Source organism: Kitasatospora sp. NPDC094015 (assembly GCF_040304075.1).
Classification (GTDB): domain Bacteria; phylum Actinomycetota; class Actinomycetes; order Streptomycetales; family Streptomycetaceae; genus Kitasatospora.
In genome coordinates, this window is sequence record NZ_JBEOUL010000001.1 from 355,560 (window position 1) to 368,804 (window position 13,245).

Annotated in this window: 12 protein-coding genes and 1 riboswitch; of the genes, 6 read left to right on the forward strand and 6 right to left on the reverse strand. The window is 74.2% G+C overall.

What is annotated here, in order from left to right; all coding sequences use genetic code 11:
* Positions 1-35 precede the first annotated feature (35 nt).
* The 3 genes from ABT014_RS01630 to ABT014_RS01640 all read right to left on the reverse strand — a co-directional run bounded on the left by ABT014_RS01630 (position 36) and on the right by ABT014_RS01640 (position 3,866).
* On the reverse strand, positions 36-602 hold the full coding sequence (locus tag ABT014_RS01630; protein ID WP_350635646.1) for a PadR family transcriptional regulator: 567 nt from the start codon (positions 600-602) through the stop codon (positions 36-38).
* Between the two features lie 64 nt (positions 603-666).
* Entirely contained in the window at positions 667-2,688 is a 2,022-nt protein-coding gene (locus tag ABT014_RS01635; RefSeq protein ID WP_350635648.1) for an oxidoreductase, read from the reverse strand.
* Positions 2,689-2,801: 113 nt separating this feature from the next.
* On the reverse strand, positions 2,802-3,866 hold the full coding sequence (locus ABT014_RS01640; protein WP_350635650.1) for a GNAT family N-acetyltransferase: 1,065 nt from the start codon (positions 3,864-3,866) through the stop codon (positions 2,802-2,804).
* Positions 3,867-4,114: 248 nt separating this feature from the next.
* On the opposite strand from ABT014_RS01640, the gene ABT014_RS01645 reads away from it, so the two are divergent.
* Complete coding sequence (locus tag ABT014_RS01645; RefSeq protein ID WP_350635652.1) at positions 4,115-4,810, forward strand: DUF4232 domain-containing protein; 696 nt, start codon at positions 4,115-4,117, stop codon at positions 4,808-4,810.
* 48 nt (positions 4,811-4,858) lie between these two features.
* Here the strand turns inward: ABT014_RS01645 and ABT014_RS01650 are convergent, their stop codons facing one another.
* The gene (locus ABT014_RS01650) at positions 4,859-5,518 is read right to left on the reverse strand and encodes an Rv1733c family protein (protein ID WP_350635654.1); all 660 of its coding nucleotides are present in this window, start codon (positions 5,516-5,518) and stop codon (positions 4,859-4,861) included.
* Positions 5,519-5,803: 285 nt separating this feature from the next.
* Between ABT014_RS01650 and ABT014_RS01655 the strand changes: the two genes are divergently transcribed.
* Positions 5,804-6,121 carry an SHOCT domain-containing protein gene (locus ABT014_RS01655; RefSeq protein WP_350635656.1) on the forward strand — a complete coding sequence of 106 codons (318 nt, stop codon included), beginning with the start codon at positions 5,804-5,806 and terminating at the stop codon, positions 6,119-6,121.
* 39 nt (positions 6,122-6,160) lie between these two features.
* On the opposite strand, the gene ABT014_RS01660 is transcribed toward ABT014_RS01655, so the two are convergent.
* Both ABT014_RS01660 and ABT014_RS01665 read right to left on the reverse strand, forming a co-directional pair.
* Positions 6,161-6,460 (reverse strand): hypothetical protein, encoded by a 300-nt coding sequence (locus tag ABT014_RS01660; RefSeq protein ID WP_350635658.1) that lies wholly within the window; start codon positions 6,458-6,460, stop codon positions 6,161-6,163.
* A 126-nt stretch (positions 6,461-6,586) separates the two neighbouring features.
* Positions 6,587-7,777 carry a M20 metallopeptidase family protein gene (locus tag ABT014_RS01665; protein ID WP_350635660.1) on the reverse strand — a complete coding sequence of 397 codons (1,191 nt, stop codon included), beginning with the start codon at positions 7,775-7,777 and terminating at the stop codon, positions 6,587-6,589.
* A 241-nt stretch (positions 7,778-8,018) separates the two neighbouring features.
* Here ABT014_RS01665 and ABT014_RS01670 point away from each other — a divergent pair, with 241 nt between their 5' ends.
* From ABT014_RS01670 to ABT014_RS01685, 4 genes are all read left to right on the forward strand, one after another.
* Positions 8,019-9,431: a family 2B encapsulin nanocompartment shell protein gene (locus ABT014_RS01670; RefSeq protein ID WP_350635662.1), complete on the forward strand. Its 1,413-nt coding sequence runs from the start codon at positions 8,019-8,021 to the stop codon at positions 9,429-9,431.
* 270 nt (positions 9,432-9,701) lie between these two features.
* A complete protein-coding gene (locus ABT014_RS01675) occupies positions 9,702-10,490 on the forward strand; it encodes a hypothetical protein (RefSeq protein WP_350635664.1) in 789 nt (262 codons plus the stop codon).
* A 51-nt stretch (positions 10,491-10,541) separates the two neighbouring features.
* Positions 10,542-11,312, forward strand: coding sequence for a bestrophin-like domain (locus tag ABT014_RS01680; RefSeq protein WP_350635666.1), 771 nt, complete (start codon positions 10,542-10,544; stop codon positions 11,310-11,312).
* Between the two features lie 227 nt (positions 11,313-11,539).
* A riboswitch (M-box (ykoK) riboswitch) is annotated at positions 11,540-11,713 on the forward strand.
* A gap of 362 nt (positions 11,714-12,075) precedes the next feature.
* The gene (locus ABT014_RS01685; RefSeq protein ID WP_350635668.1) at positions 12,076-13,245 is read left to right on the forward strand and encodes a magnesium and cobalt transport protein CorA; all 1,170 of its coding nucleotides are present in this window, start codon (positions 12,076-12,078) and stop codon (positions 13,243-13,245) included.

Consider the following 13,245-nt stretch of genomic DNA (forward strand, 5'->3'; position numbering starts at 1 on the left):
CCCAGGCTAGGGGTTGTCCGGCCGGGTGCGGCGGATCAGCGGGTGCGTGGCCGGTCGGCGTCGGGGTGGTCCGGCGGGGCGAGGACGGTGGCGGCCTCGGTGAGCCACTCGACCCAGAAGGCCTCCAGCTTGATGCCCGCCTGCAGCACCAGGTGCTGGAGGCGGTTCTCCCGGTCGGCCGTCGCGGGCGGGAAGTCCCGCTGCTCGATCTCCTGGTACTCCACCAGCTGGGCCCGGTGCAGGTCGAGGTGGCGGGCCAGCTCGGCGCCCAGCCCGTCCGCGCCGACCGTCGCGGCGGCCCGCAGCCGCAGCAGCAGGGCGTCGCGGACCGGCTTGGGGTCCTGCGGCTCGGCCACCCAGCCCACCAGCTCGGCCCGGCCGGCCGGCAGCACCTCGTACTCCTTGCGGCCGCCGCGCGCGACCGTCTCGTGCGGCAGCTCGCGGATCAGCCCGGACTCCTCCAGCCGGCCCAGCTCGCGGTAGATCTGCTGGTGGGTGGCGGACCAGAAGTAGCCGATCGACCGGTCGAAACGGCGCGTCAGCTCCAGCCCCGAGGAGGGCTTCTCCAACAGGGCGGTGAGGATGGCGTGCGGCAGCGACATGGGGTGGCGGGCCCTCTCCTGGGTCTGACTCGACAGGAGCGCATCCTACGGACCCGCCGCGGGCTCAGAACGTCGCCGCGAGCCGGGTGCCCTGGTCGATGGCCCGCTTGGCGTCGAGCTCGGCGGCCAGGTCGGCGCCACCGATCAGGTGCGGCTCGCGGCCGAGCGCGCGCAGCTCCTCGTACAGGTCGCGGCGCGGCTCCTGGCCGGCGCAGAGCACCACCGAGTCGACCTCCAGCAGCCGGGGTTCGCCGTCGACGGTGAGGTGCAGGCCCTGGTCGTCGATCCGCAGGTAGCCGACCCCGGCCACCATCTGCACGCCGCGGTGGCGCAGTTCGGTGCGGTGGATCCAGCCGGTGGTCTTGCCGAGCCCCGCACCGACCTTGGTGGTGGAGCGCTGCAGCAGGTGGACGGTGCGGGCGGCCGGCTGCCGGACGGGGGTGCGCAGCGCGCCCGCCGAGCGGTACTCGGTGTCCACGCCCCACTGCTCGAAGAAGGCCGCCGGGTCGAGGCTCGCGCCCTTGCCCGGGTCGGTCAGGTACTCGGCGACGTCGAAGCCGATCCCGCCGGCGCCGATCACCGCGACCCGGGTGCCGATCTCGGCCCGGCCGGCCAGCACGTCCAGGTAGCTGTGCACGCTGGGGTGGTCCACGCCGGGGATGTCCGGGGTGCGCGGGGTGACGCCGGTGGCGAGCACCAGCTCGTCGTAGTCCTCGGCGTCCAGCTCCGCGGCGGTGGCCGTGGTGGCGAGCCGCAGCTCGACGCCGTGGATCTCCAGCTGCCGGCGGAAGTAGCGCAGGGTCTCGTCGAACTCCTCCTTGCCGGGCACCCGCCGGGCCAGGTCGAGCTGGCCGCCGATGGTGGCGGCGCTGTCGTACAGGGTGACGGCGTGCCCGCGTCCGGCCGCCGTGACGGCGAGCGCGAGACCGGCGGGGCCGGCGCCGACCACGCCGATCCGCCTGCGGCGGCGGGTCGGGCCGAGCACCAGCTCGGTCTCGTGGCAGGCCCGGGGGTTGACCAGGCAGGAGGTGATCCGGCCGCTGAAGGTGTGGTCCAGGCAGGCCTGGTTGCAGCCGATGCAGGTGTTGATGGTGTCGGCCCGGGCGTCCCGCGCCTTGGCGACGAACTCGGGGTCGGCCAGCAGCGGGCGGGCGAGCGAGACCAGGTCGGCGCGGCCCTCGGCGAGCAACTGCTCGGCCAGTTCGGGGGTGTTGATCCGGTTGCTGGTGACCAGCGGGATCGAGACCGAGCCCATCACCCGTCCGGTCACCCAGCTCCAGGCACCGCGCGGGACGGAGGTGGCGATGGTCGGGATCCGCGCCTCGTGCCAGCCGATGCCGGTGTTGATGATCGTCGCACCGGCCGCCTCGACGGCCCGGGCCAGCGCCACCACCTCGTCGAGGGTGGAGCCGCCGGGCACCAGGTCGAGCATGGAGAGCCGGTAGATCAGGATGAAGTCGGGCCCGACCCGCTCGCGGACCCGGCGGACGATCTCCACCGGGAAGCGCATCCGGTGCTCGAACGGGCCGCCCCAGCGGTCCTCGCGCCGGTTGGTGCAGGCGGCGGTGAACTCGTTGATCAGGTAGCCCTCGGAGCCCATGATCTCGACGCCGTCGTACCCGGCCCGCCGGGCCAGCGCGGCCGCGTCGGCGAAGTCCTCGATGGTCCGCTCGACCTCCTCGCCGGTGAGTTCGCGCGGCGGGAACGGGCTGATCGGCGCCTGCAGGGCGCTCGGGGCGACCAGGTCGGGGTGGTAGGCGTAGCGGCCGAAGTGCAGCAGCTGGAGGGCGATCCGGCCGCCCTCGCGGTGCACGGCCGAGGTGACCACCCGGTGCTCGTCGGCCTCGGCCTCGGTGGTCAGCTTGGCGCCGCCGGACCACGGGCGGCCCGCCTCGTTCGGGGCGATGCCACCGGTGACGATCAGGCCGACCCCGCCGCGGGCGCGCTCGGCGTAGAACGCCGCCATCCGCTCGAAGCCGTGCTCCGCCTCCTCCAGGCCGACGTGCATCGAGCCCATCACGACCCGGTTGGGCAGCGTGGTGAAGCCCAGGTCGAGCGGGCTGAGCAGGTGGGGGTACGCGGTCATCCGACGCCTCCTGGTCCGTGGTCGCGTGCTCACGGTAGGGCGCCGGGGAGCCTTATGCAACTAGTTGCACATTGGACGGGGCAGGGTGCCGGGGTGCTCGGTGGGCGGCGGTGTCAGGCCCTCCGCTCCTTCAGCGTGTGCTTGAGACCGAGCAGCGCGCCCGCGCCGCCCCTCGGCACCAGCCAGGATTCGTCGTACCGGTCCACCGCGTCGAAGCGGTACTTGTAGGGCTCGGTGCCGCGCAGGAAGTCGAAGGTCGCCAGCCCCTGGTCCGCGCAGGCCCGCACCGCCTCGGCGATCACCGCCGTACCGAGCCGCAGCTCGGCCAGCTCGGGCTCCCAGCCGATCTGGTAGTACGCGAAACCGGTGCCCCAGCGGAATCCGTAGAGCACCCCGACCACCTGCTCGCCGCGCTCCGCCAGCAGGAAGGCCGGCCCCCGCTCGGGGTCGGCGGCGGCCGAGCGCTCCAGCACCCGGGCGTGCAGCGCGCGGCGGCGCTCGTCGAAGGTGGTGGGCCGCCCCATCGCCGCACGGCGCACCTGGTGCAGCCGCAGCACGGTGTCCAGCAGCTCCGGGCCGGCCTCCTTCGGCGGCACCCAGCGGAAGTTCACGCCGGCCGCGTCCAGCTTGCGGCCGTAGCGGCGCAGATTGGCGCGGAACTGGCGGGAGCCGATCGCCTCGAAGCCGCCGGTGAGGTCGGTCCGCGGGCAGGCGGCCCGGGACACCCGGCGGGCGCCCGGCGGCAGCAGATCCTGCTGCTCCGGATCCAGGTCGGGCAGCCACAGGGTGCTGCGGCGGGCCCGGGAGGCAAGGAACTCTCTTACCACCGGCCGGAGTTCGGGGGATGCCGGGAAGCCGCAGTGGTCGGCGGCGCCCGGCCCGGAGCCCAGCGCGGTGAGCACCGGGGCGGCCAACGGGAGGCGCGGATGCAGCCGTTCGCGGGTGCGCAGCAGTGGCACCACCGCGGCCACCCGGCCGGCCGGCGTACGCCAGACCGCCAGCTCGGCCGCGTCCGACGGCAGGTCCGCCCCGAGCGTCTCCCACCAGGAGAGCACCCACTCGGGCGTCATGAACCAGGAACCCGCCGAGTCATGCGCCACCAACTCCCGCCACCCGTCGACCAGTTCGGCCGCCAGCTCGGGCGTCCGGTGGATCTCCGGGCCCTGTGCAGTCACCATCGCTCGCTCTCCCCCACCCGTGGCCACGGCGCGGCCGCCGGCCGGCGGCGACGGGGCCGAGGGAATTGTCTCGAACGGTGACCAGGTCCGGCCGGGTTTCGCCCCAACCCGCGCCGCGGGGGCCTCCGGCGCCACGAGCTTGCCGATCACCGTTACGCGGTCGGGACAAATCCGCTGAACTGATGACCTGTCCCCCCGCGTGAGAGGGGACGGGGCCGGTGCACGGCCCGGACACTCCAGGAGGACTGATGAACCGGCGTACTTCCCAGGTGGCCGTCGTGGCCGCGGCCACGGCCCTGCTCGCCCTCGCCGCCACCGGCTGTTCGAGCAGCGGCGGGTCGCAGGCCGCGCCGCCGTCGGCCGCCGCCGGGAGCGCCGGTACCCCCGCGGCGAGCGCCGCCGGCACGGGAGCCGGCGGCGGGAGCGCGAGCACCGCGTCCACCCCCGCCGGTGGCGGCTCCGCGCAGTCGTCCGGTGCGCAGGCCGGCGGCGCGGCCGGCGACCGGTGCCACACCGCCGACCTCAAGGCCGACATCCAGCTCCAGGGTGACCGGCCCGGCAACGCGATGCTGATGCTGGTCAACCGCGGCACCCGGACCTGCACGGTGTACGGCTACCCGGGCCTCGGCGGGCTGCTGGCCGACAACAGCCGGGTCGAGCTGCCCACCAACCGGGTGCCCAACCCCGGGCAGCCGTCCTCGATCAGCCTGAAGCCCGGCACCACCGCCTTCGCCGGTCTCGCCTGGGCCCCGTGCAGCAAGTCGGACGTCGACTGCAAGGTGCTGGCCGGCCTGGAGCTGACCCCGCCGGACGAGACCACCCAGCTGATCGCCACCGTGCTGGGCACGGACGCCAAGCCGGTCAACGCGCTGACCGTGTCCAAGGCCGGGATCCGGGTGGGCTCGCTGCAGCCGGCCAGCCAGGGCGTGCTGTTCAGCAGCTGACCGGTCAGGGCGGCCCGGGCGCCGGCTCGGACGGAGGGGCGGCCGGGCTCAGCCGTCGCCGCCTCCGGGCCGCCCCGGGGTGCGGCCCGACCAGAGCGGCTCGACCCGCTCCCAGGCCGGTTCCCACGCGGCCTGCGCCCGGCGGTCCACCATCCGGTACCGCAGCGCGCAGGCCAGGCCGGCCGCGACGGCCACCCCGGAGGAGCTGAGCAGGCCGGTGACCACGGCGCTCAGCGCGATGTCGGTGCCCGAACGGGGCCCCGGCGCCGACTGTCCGGCATCGTCGACCCAGACCGGGACCTGGCTGCCGGCCGCCGTACCGGACGGCACCGGGACCCAGCCGCTGACCTGCCCGGCCGACGGGTACGTCCAGGTGGCCTCGACCAGCACGCTCTCGGTGCCGTCCACCGGCGAGGCGGCCGTACCGTCGGGCACCGCCGTGGCCAGCGTGGTCGCGGTGGCGCGGTGCCGGTGCACCGCCTCCGCGGCGGCCTCGTGCCGACCTCCGCTCCAGGTGAGCACGGCCAGCACCGCGCCGACGACCAGGGCGGCCACCAGGGCCAGCACCAGCTCGGCGACCAGCCGGCTGCGGGCCCGGTCCGCGCACCGGCAGAGCGGGTTGGCGTCACGGCCGGCCGCGCGGCACAGGTGCTCGCGCAGCGTGGTGCGGGCGATCGGCGGTCCGGACTTCGGGGCCCTGCGCGCCATGGTGCTCCTCCTCCGCCGGGAGTTGGCGGGTGCGGCACGCGGGCGGCCGGGGGGCGCACCCGCGGACGTACCTGCCTTCCAGTCTCGCGCGGTCGGCGGCGCTGGTCATCGCGAGCGGCGTTCCGGCCCGGTTCGGCCGGCCTCCCGGCCCCGGACAGCTGTCCGTCCCGGACCGCTGCCTCCCTCGGACCGCTGCCCGCCCGGGCCGCGTGAGGCGCACCATGGAGGCAGGGCCCGCCGTTCCCGGTCCTTCGCTCCCGGGCCCGGCGTCCGAGGAGGCGTGAGATGGTCGACCGTTGGCACCACGGGGGCGGGGGCGGAAGTGGCTGGGGGTACGGCCTGGCGGCACTGCTGCTGCTCGGCCTGGTGGTCGTGATCGTGCTGGTCGCCGTCCTGCTGTACCGGCAGCTCGGCGGCCGCGACCGGGCCCGGCACCCGGTCGGCCCGGCGGGACAGCCGTGGCCCGGCGGAGCCGCCGTACCGGGCGGGCCGCCGGACGCGCGGCCGGCGCCCGAACAGCTGCTGGCGGAGCGGTACGCGCTCGGCGAGATCGACGACGAGGAGTACCGGCGCCGGCTGGCCGTGCTCAGACACCCCGGGTGACCGGCCGGCCGCCGACGGTGGCTCGTCCGGCGGCCCGGGTCAGTGCTGGGTGACCGCCTCGGGCAGCGGGAGTTCGGCGCCGTCCAGCTCCAGCACGCAGGCGATCGCGTCGCGCCCCTTGCCCGGGTGCTCGACCCTGATGGCGAACGGGCGGGCCGGCTCGCCCGGGAGTTCCCCGGTCAGCAGGTCGTCGTCGGCGCCGTGCCGGTGGCCGTGCCGATGGAGGTCGACCTCCTTGCCGTCGACCAGCAACTCGTACTCGGTCTTCCAGCCGGCCCGGACGTTGAGCGTGATCGAGTGGCCGGCGCGGTCGAGGTGGAACCGGCGGTGTCGGCTCATGACCAGGTCCTCTCCGATCCGTCCGGCGGGCCGGGGACCCGCCGGTGGCCCCTCCATGCTGCCCCGGGGCGCCCGTCCCCGCCCCCGGGGCGGTCGCCACCGGCCGCCCCGGCGCGGGGCCGGGCGTCAGCGGCGCAGCGCCAGCGCGGCCAGCAGGGCCGCGCCGTCCGCGAGCACCGCCTCGTCGAAGGCCGCCTCCGGCGAGTGGTTGTAGGGCGCACCGGCCGGGTCCCGGCCAGGGAGGGTGGCGCCGAGGAAGAAGTACGCGCCGGGCACCCGGTTCAGCACGAACGAGAAGTCCTCGGAGCCCGCCAGCGGCTGCGGGAGTTCGGTGTAGCGGGCGGCGCCGAGCAGCTCGCGGGCGGTCTCCGCCACGAACGCCGCCTCGGCCGGGTGGTTGACCGTCACCGGGTAGTCGTGCCGGTACTCCACGTCGACCGCCAGGCCGTGCGCGTCGGCGATCCCGCGCACCAACCGCGGCAGCAGCTCGGCGGCCCGGCGGCCGGCCTCCGGCGAGAAGCTCCGGACGGTGGCCACGAAGGACGCCTCGTCCGGGATCACGTTGTGGGCGTCCCCGGCGTGGAAGGTGCCGACCGTGACCACCACCGGGTCGAAGGCGGAGAACGACCTGGTCACCGCCGTCTGCAGGGCGGTGACCATCTCGCAGGCCGCCGGGATCGGGTCGAGCGCCGCGTGCGGGGTGGAGCCGTGGCCGCCGCGGCCGCGGACCACCACCCGCAGCCGGTCGGCGGCCGCCATGATCGGCCCGGGTCGGCCGCCCACCACGCCGCTCGGCAGCAGCGCGGAGGAGACGTGCAGCGCGTACCCGGCGGCCACCGGGCGATCCTCGCCCGCCGCGGTCAGCACGCCCTCCTGCACCATGATCTCCGCGCCGCCGTCGCCCTCCTCGCCGGGCTGGAACATCAGCACCACGTCGCCGGCCAGCTGCTCGCGGCGTTCGGCCAGCAGCCGGGCGGCGCCGACCAGGATCGCGGTGTGCAGGTCGTGGCCGCAGGCGTGCATCAGGCCCGGCAGCACCGATTCCGGCTGGCCGGCCGGGGCCCGCTCGTGCACCGGCAGGGCGTCCATGTCGCCGCGCAGCAGTACGGTCGGCCCGTCGCCGGCGCCGCGCAGCACCGCGGTCACCGAGTCGAGCGCCGCGCCGGTGCCGATCTCCAGCGGCAGGCCGTCCAGCGCCGCCAGCACCTTGGCCCGGGTCAGCGGCAGCCGCAGGCCCAGTTCGGGCTCGGCGTGCAGGTCCCGGCGCAGTGCCGACAGCTCGGGCTGCAGGGCTCGGGCGGCTTCCAGCAGGTCCATCGCGGGCTCCTTCGCGAGCGGTACGTGACGTGACGCTCGAACGCTAACCCAACCTCTTCTAGATTCACTCGTTCGAGCGGCACTGGTTCCGCCGGACGGCTCAGTGGACCCGTGAAGATCTAGTGTGCCGGATAGGCGGATCGGTCGCCCCGAACCGCCATTTTGCCTTTGACGAAGCACATCTGATGCACCGCCAGGAGCTGCCGGCGGTGTGCCGATCCAGACGAAGGAGCCCCTGCCGATGCCCGTGGACGCAAGCCCGGAGACACAGCAGGTACAGCAGGCGCAGTCGAGCCTCACGACCGCGGCCGCCCGAAATCTCGCCACCACCACCAAGTCCGCCCCGCAGATGCAGGAGATCACCTCCCGCTGGCTGCTCAAGATGCTCCCCTGGGTGCAGACCGCGGGCGGCGCCTACCGGGTCAACCGGCGGCTCACCTACACGGTCGGGGACGGCCGGATCGAGTTCGTGAAGTCCGGGCCCGAGGTCCGGGTGATCCCGCGCGAGCTCGGCGAGCTGGCGCTGCTGCGCGGCTTCGAGGACGTCGAGGTGCTCACCGCGCTCGCGGACCGCTGCGTGCAGCGGGACTTCGGCCCCGGTGAGGTGCTGGCCGAGCGCGGCGACGCGGCCGACCAGATCCACCTGATCGCGCACGGCAAGATCAACAAGGTCGGCACCGGCAAGTACGGCGACACCACCGTGCTGGAGACGCTGGGCGACGGCGACCGGTTCGGCGAGCAGGGCCTGCTCGACACCGACGCCAGCTGGGACTACACGGCCACCACGCTGACCTCCGGCACCGTCCTCACCCTCGCCCGGAGCGAGTTCGAGGCCGTCCTGGCGGGATCCCCCGCGCTCCAGGCCCACATCACCGAGTTCCGCTCGCTCCCGCTCCAGCGGCAGAACGAGCGCGGCGAGGCCGAGATCCCGATGTCGGCCGGCCACACCGGCGAGTTCCAGCTGCCCGGCGCCTTCGTGGACTACGAGCTCAAGCCGCGCGAGTACGAGCTGTCGATCGCGCAGACGGTGCTGCGGGTGCACACCCGGGTCGCCGACCTCTACAACCAGCCGATGAACCAGACCGAGCAGCAGTTGAAGCTCACCATCGAGGCGCTGCGCGAGCGCCAGGAGCACGAGCTGATCAACAACCGCGAGTTCGGCCTGCTCAGCAACGCCGACTTCAGCCAGCGGATCCAGACCCACTCCGGCCCGCCCACCCCGGACGACCTGGACGAGCTGCTGAGCCGCCGCCGCGACTCGGAGTTCTTCCTCGCCCACCCGCGCACCATCGCCGCCATCGGCCGCGAGCTCAACTCCCGCGGGCTCTACCCGGACCACGTCGACCTCAACGGCTCCAAGGTGCCGGCCTGGCGCGGCGTGCCGATCCTCCCGTGCAACAAGATCCCGATCACCAAGGAGCGGACCAGCTCGATCCTGGTGCTGCGCACCGGCGAGGACAACCAGGGCGTGATCGGCCTGCACCAGACCGGGATCCCGGACGAGTACCAGCCGAGCCTGTCGGTGCGGTTCATGGGCATCGACGAGACGGCGATCATCTCGTACCTGGTCACCGCCTACTACTCCGCCGCGATCCTGGTGCCGGACGCGGTCGGCGTCCTGGAGAACGTCGAGATCGCGCACGGCCGTAACTAGTCGATATGTGAACAGGTTGACATGACGTCAGGCGGCGCCCTTCCGGGCCGCCTGACGTCGGTTCTGCCACCCGGCACACAGAGCACCAGGAGAGGGGACGGCGTGCGACCAGCTGCCGGGCCGGTGGACCCCACCGGCCATCGCTCGATCCCTGCGCGCGAGTTATCCCCGCGCGGCCCGGCGCGACGGGCGCTATCTATGCCACGGGCGTTACCGGCGTCTGCCGAGGCGTTCGCGGGCCCGGTTCCGGCGGCTGGCGCCGGGCGGGCGGTGGGGACTCTCCGGGCCGTCGCCGGGCACCGCACCCGGGTCGCCGCGGCGGCCGTCGGGGTGGCCGCCCTCTGCACCCTGCTGGCCGGGGCCGGGGCGGCCGCCGCCCAGGAGCGCACCCCGGCGCACCCGCCGACCGGTCACGGGGGCACCGGGCACGGCTCCGGCGGAGCGGGCACCGGGCCGCACGGGCCCGTGGTGGAGGCCTGCCTGTCGATCGAGGCCGGGATCTCCGGCGCCCGGGTCGACCTGAGCATCGACCTCGACCTGCGGATGGACCTGTTCGGCGGCAAGCACCCCGACCACCACCCCGGCCGTCCGCCGCACCCGGGCAAGCCGCACCCCTGCCCGCCGCCGCCCTGCCCGAAGCCGACCCCCACCCCGACGCCCAAGCCCACGCCGACGCCCACCCCGACGCCTACGCCTACGCCTACGCCCAAGCCGGGCCCGACCCCGACGCCGGTGGCGACACCCACCCCGCCGCCACCGCCGCCACCACCACCGCCGAAGCCCGTGCCCCGGCCGGTGAAGCCCACGCCGACGCCCAGCCGGCCGACGCCCCAGGTGGTCGCCCCACCCCCGGCGACCACCCCACCCGCACCGCCGCCCGCGCCGGCCCCCAAGCCGATCCGGCTGCCGCCGCCCGCGCCGGTGGCCGAGGCGAAGCGGCACCAGGGCACCCCGCCGACCACCACGATGCTGGTGGTCACGGTGCCGGCGGTGCTCGCCGCCGCCGCGCTCAAGCCCCGCTCCGGGTCCTCCCGCGGCGGCCGGGGCAGCCGGTCCTGATCACCGGCACCACCACCGCTGACCACCGATCACCTGGACAGGAGCTTTGTCATGTCGGAATGGCTCGCCCTCGCGATCGCCATGCTGGCGGCCTGCGCCGTCGTCGTGGCGGTCGTCCTGCTGAGACACCGCCGGGTCGCCGACGACGACGATCCGACGGAGACCCCCGACGTCATCGAGTACATGACGATGATGATCGGCGTGGTCTACGCGATCGTCCTCGGTCTCGCCATCGCGGGCGTCTGGGAGGCCCGCAGCGCCGCCCAGGACGATATCCTCCGGGAGGCCCAGTCGCTGCACGAGGTGAGCGAGCGGGCGCAGATCTTCCCGGCCGACTACCGGGAGACGATCCGTTCGGACGTGAACGCCTACGTCTCGTTCGTGGTCGGCACCGAGTGGTCGTACATGGAGAAGAACGGCGAGATCTCGCCGCGCGGCACCGAGCTGCTCCAGCAGCTGCGGGCGGACGCCGCCGCCCGGACCCCGCAGAACGACCTGGAGGCGCAGACCTACCAGCCGATGATGGACCGGATCGCGATCGTCGACGAGACCCGCAACTCCCGCGGCCAGAGCACCGGCCCGACCATGCCCGGCGTGGTCTGGTTCGGCCTGATCGTGGGCGCGCTGGTCACCGTGGGCATGATCTTCACGCTCCAGATCCGGCGCTCCGGGCGCGAGCTCTTCCTGGCCGGGACGTTCAGCGCACTGATCGGCTTCCTGCTGTTCCTGATCTGGGACTTCGACGACCCCTTCGGGCGCGGCATCTCGGTCACCACCCAGCCCTTCCTGGACCTCTTCCCGACCATCGGCGGAGCCGGCTGACCGGCCCGGACGGCCTGGTGGCCAGGGGCGCGCGGCTCTCCGCGCGCCCCTCCGGCTTTTCCGGCAAACGAGCCATTGTGCACATGCCGGACAGAGAACCGCACGGGATCGGCCGAAGTCCGGCGATCCCGGGACCGTGCAACCGATCTGATGGATCGTCACGCTCCCGGCCGGCGGCGCATGGTCGGGCGGGGCGGCGGGGCGGGGCTAGACTGGAAGGAGTTGTGTAGGCACCTCGTTCGGTGAGGCGTCGCCACGGACACAGGCCACTGACCCCACGACGTCGAGAGACGCCCAGGTTCAGGACAGGTCTCCCCGGCCTAAGGGGTGACCCCAAGTGGCTGCACCCCCGGGTGCTACGCCGTGGCGTGCCAAAGCTCTGACGAGTTCAGGGGTGCCCACCCGGCCCGCGGGCGTGTCCGCCGGGGTTTCCGGGGGTCTCTCCTGCGTGCCGTGGACCCGGCGCCCCTCCGGCGCCCGGCGGCGAGGAGGTGAGAGCGGTGGAGTGCAGTAGTCCGGGTCGAAGTCGGCCCCACCCCGGGACGGCGGCATCCGTCCCCCAGCGCCCAAGCCCTGCCCGCCCGGCTCTCCCCGCAGCCCGCCGCACCGCCCGACGCTGACCGCCTCCGGTCCGCGCGGGCATCCGCGCGGGTGCCGGGCCACGGCCGAGCACCCCCGTCCGCCCGGTCGGCCCCCGTGCCGGCCGCAGCCGCCGCCCCCGCAGCGGGCGCGAGGCGGACCCCGATCCGTGGAGGTTCCTGCCATGTCCGACTGGCGAGTGCGCGCGGTGCGCGCCGGCAAGCGTCCGTTCACCCGTCCCGCCGACCCGGCCCCCGCCGCTGTCGCGGTGCCGGCCCCCGAGCACTCGATGGACCCGCGCCCCGAGCACCGGACCGAGCCGATCTCGCTGGAGCGCTCGGTGGTGGACGCCGCGGTCTACCGCGACGGACTGCGGGTCGAGCAGCCGACCAGCCTGTCCGAGATCTACCAGCAGGTGCCCGGCAAGCCCGGCACGATGACCTGGATCGGCCTGTTCCGCCCCGCCGAGGAGCAGCTCACCGAGGCCGCCGAACGCTTCGGGCTGCACGAGCTGGCCGTCGAGGACGCGATCGTCGCCCACCAGCGCCCCAAGCTGGAGCGCTACGGCGACACCCTGTTCGTGGTGCTGCGCGCCGCCCGGTACCTGGACGACGACGAGGAGGTGGACTTCGGCGAGATCCACCTGTTCGTCGGCCCCGACTTCGTGCTCACCGTCCGCCACTCGCAGTCCCCCGACCTGTCGGCGGTCCGCCGGCGGCTGGAGGACGACCCGGAGCTGCTCGCGCTCGGCCCCGAGGCGGTGCTCTACGCCGTGCTGGACGCGGTGGTCGACGGCTACGCCCCGGTCATCGCCGGGCTCCAGCACGACATCGACGAGATCGAGACCGAGGTCTTCGGCGGCGACCCGGGGGTGTCCCGACGGATCTACGAGCTCTCCCGCGAGGTGATCGAGTTCCAGCGGGCCACCCGTCCGCTGCTGGACATCATGGCCAGCCTGGAGGGCGGCTTCGAGAAGTACGGCACCGACCAGGAGCTCCAGCGCTACCTGCGCGACGTCGCGGACCACGCCACCACCGCGGCCGAGCGGGTCGACGGCTTCCGGCAGATGCTGCAGAACATCCTCACCGTCAACGCGACCCTGGTCTCGCAGGCGCAGAACGAGGAGATGAAGCAGCTGGCCGAGGCCGGCCACGCGCAGAACAACGAGATCAAGAAGATCTCCTCCTGGGCGGCGATCCTCTTCGCGCCCACCCTGATCGGCACCGTGTACGGGATGAACTTCACCGAGATGCCGGAGCTCAAGTGGGTCTTCGGCTACCCGTTCGCGATCGGGCTGATGGCCCTGGTCTGCCTCACGCTCTACCTGGTCTTCAAGCGCCGCGACTGGCTCTGA

Excerpts from the sequence above, each read along its gene's own strand:
- ABT014_RS01680 (WP_350635666.1), top strand. The coding sequence starts at position 10,542 with ATGTCGGAATGGCTCGCCCTCGCGATCGCCATGCTGGCGGCCTGCGCC.
- ABT014_RS01670 (WP_350635662.1), top strand. The coding sequence starts at position 8,019 with ATGCCCGTGGACGCAAGCCCGGAGACACAGCAGGTACAGCAGGCGCAG.
- ABT014_RS01645 (WP_350635652.1), top strand. The coding sequence starts at position 4,115 with ATGAACCGGCGTACTTCCCAGGTGGCCGTCGTGGCCGCGGCCACGGCC.
- ABT014_RS01665 (WP_350635660.1), bottom strand. The coding sequence starts at position 7,777 with ATGGACCTGCTGGAAGCCGCCCGAGCCCTGCAGCCCGAGCTGTCGGCA.
- ABT014_RS01655 (WP_350635656.1), top strand. The coding sequence starts at position 5,804 with ATGGTCGACCGTTGGCACCACGGGGGCGGGGGCGGAAGTGGCTGGGGG.
- ABT014_RS01640 (WP_350635650.1), bottom strand. The coding sequence starts at position 3,866 with ATGGTGACTGCACAGGGCCCGGAGATCCACCGGACGCCCGAGCTGGCG.
- ABT014_RS01630 (WP_350635646.1), bottom strand. The coding sequence starts at position 602 with ATGTCGCTGCCGCACGCCATCCTCACCGCCCTGTTGGAGAAGCCCTCC.
- ABT014_RS01650 (WP_350635654.1), bottom strand. The coding sequence starts at position 5,518 with ATGGCGCGCAGGGCCCCGAAGTCCGGACCGCCGATCGCCCGCACCACG.
- ABT014_RS01685 (WP_350635668.1), top strand. The coding sequence starts at position 12,076 with ATGTCCGACTGGCGAGTGCGCGCGGTGCGCGCCGGCAAGCGTCCGTTC.
- ABT014_RS01635 (WP_350635648.1), bottom strand. The coding sequence starts at position 2,688 with ATGACCGCGTACCCCCACCTGCTCAGCCCGCTCGACCTGGGCTTCACC.
- ABT014_RS01660 (WP_350635658.1), bottom strand. The coding sequence starts at position 6,460 with ATGAGCCGACACCGCCGGTTCCACCTCGACCGCGCCGGCCACTCGATC.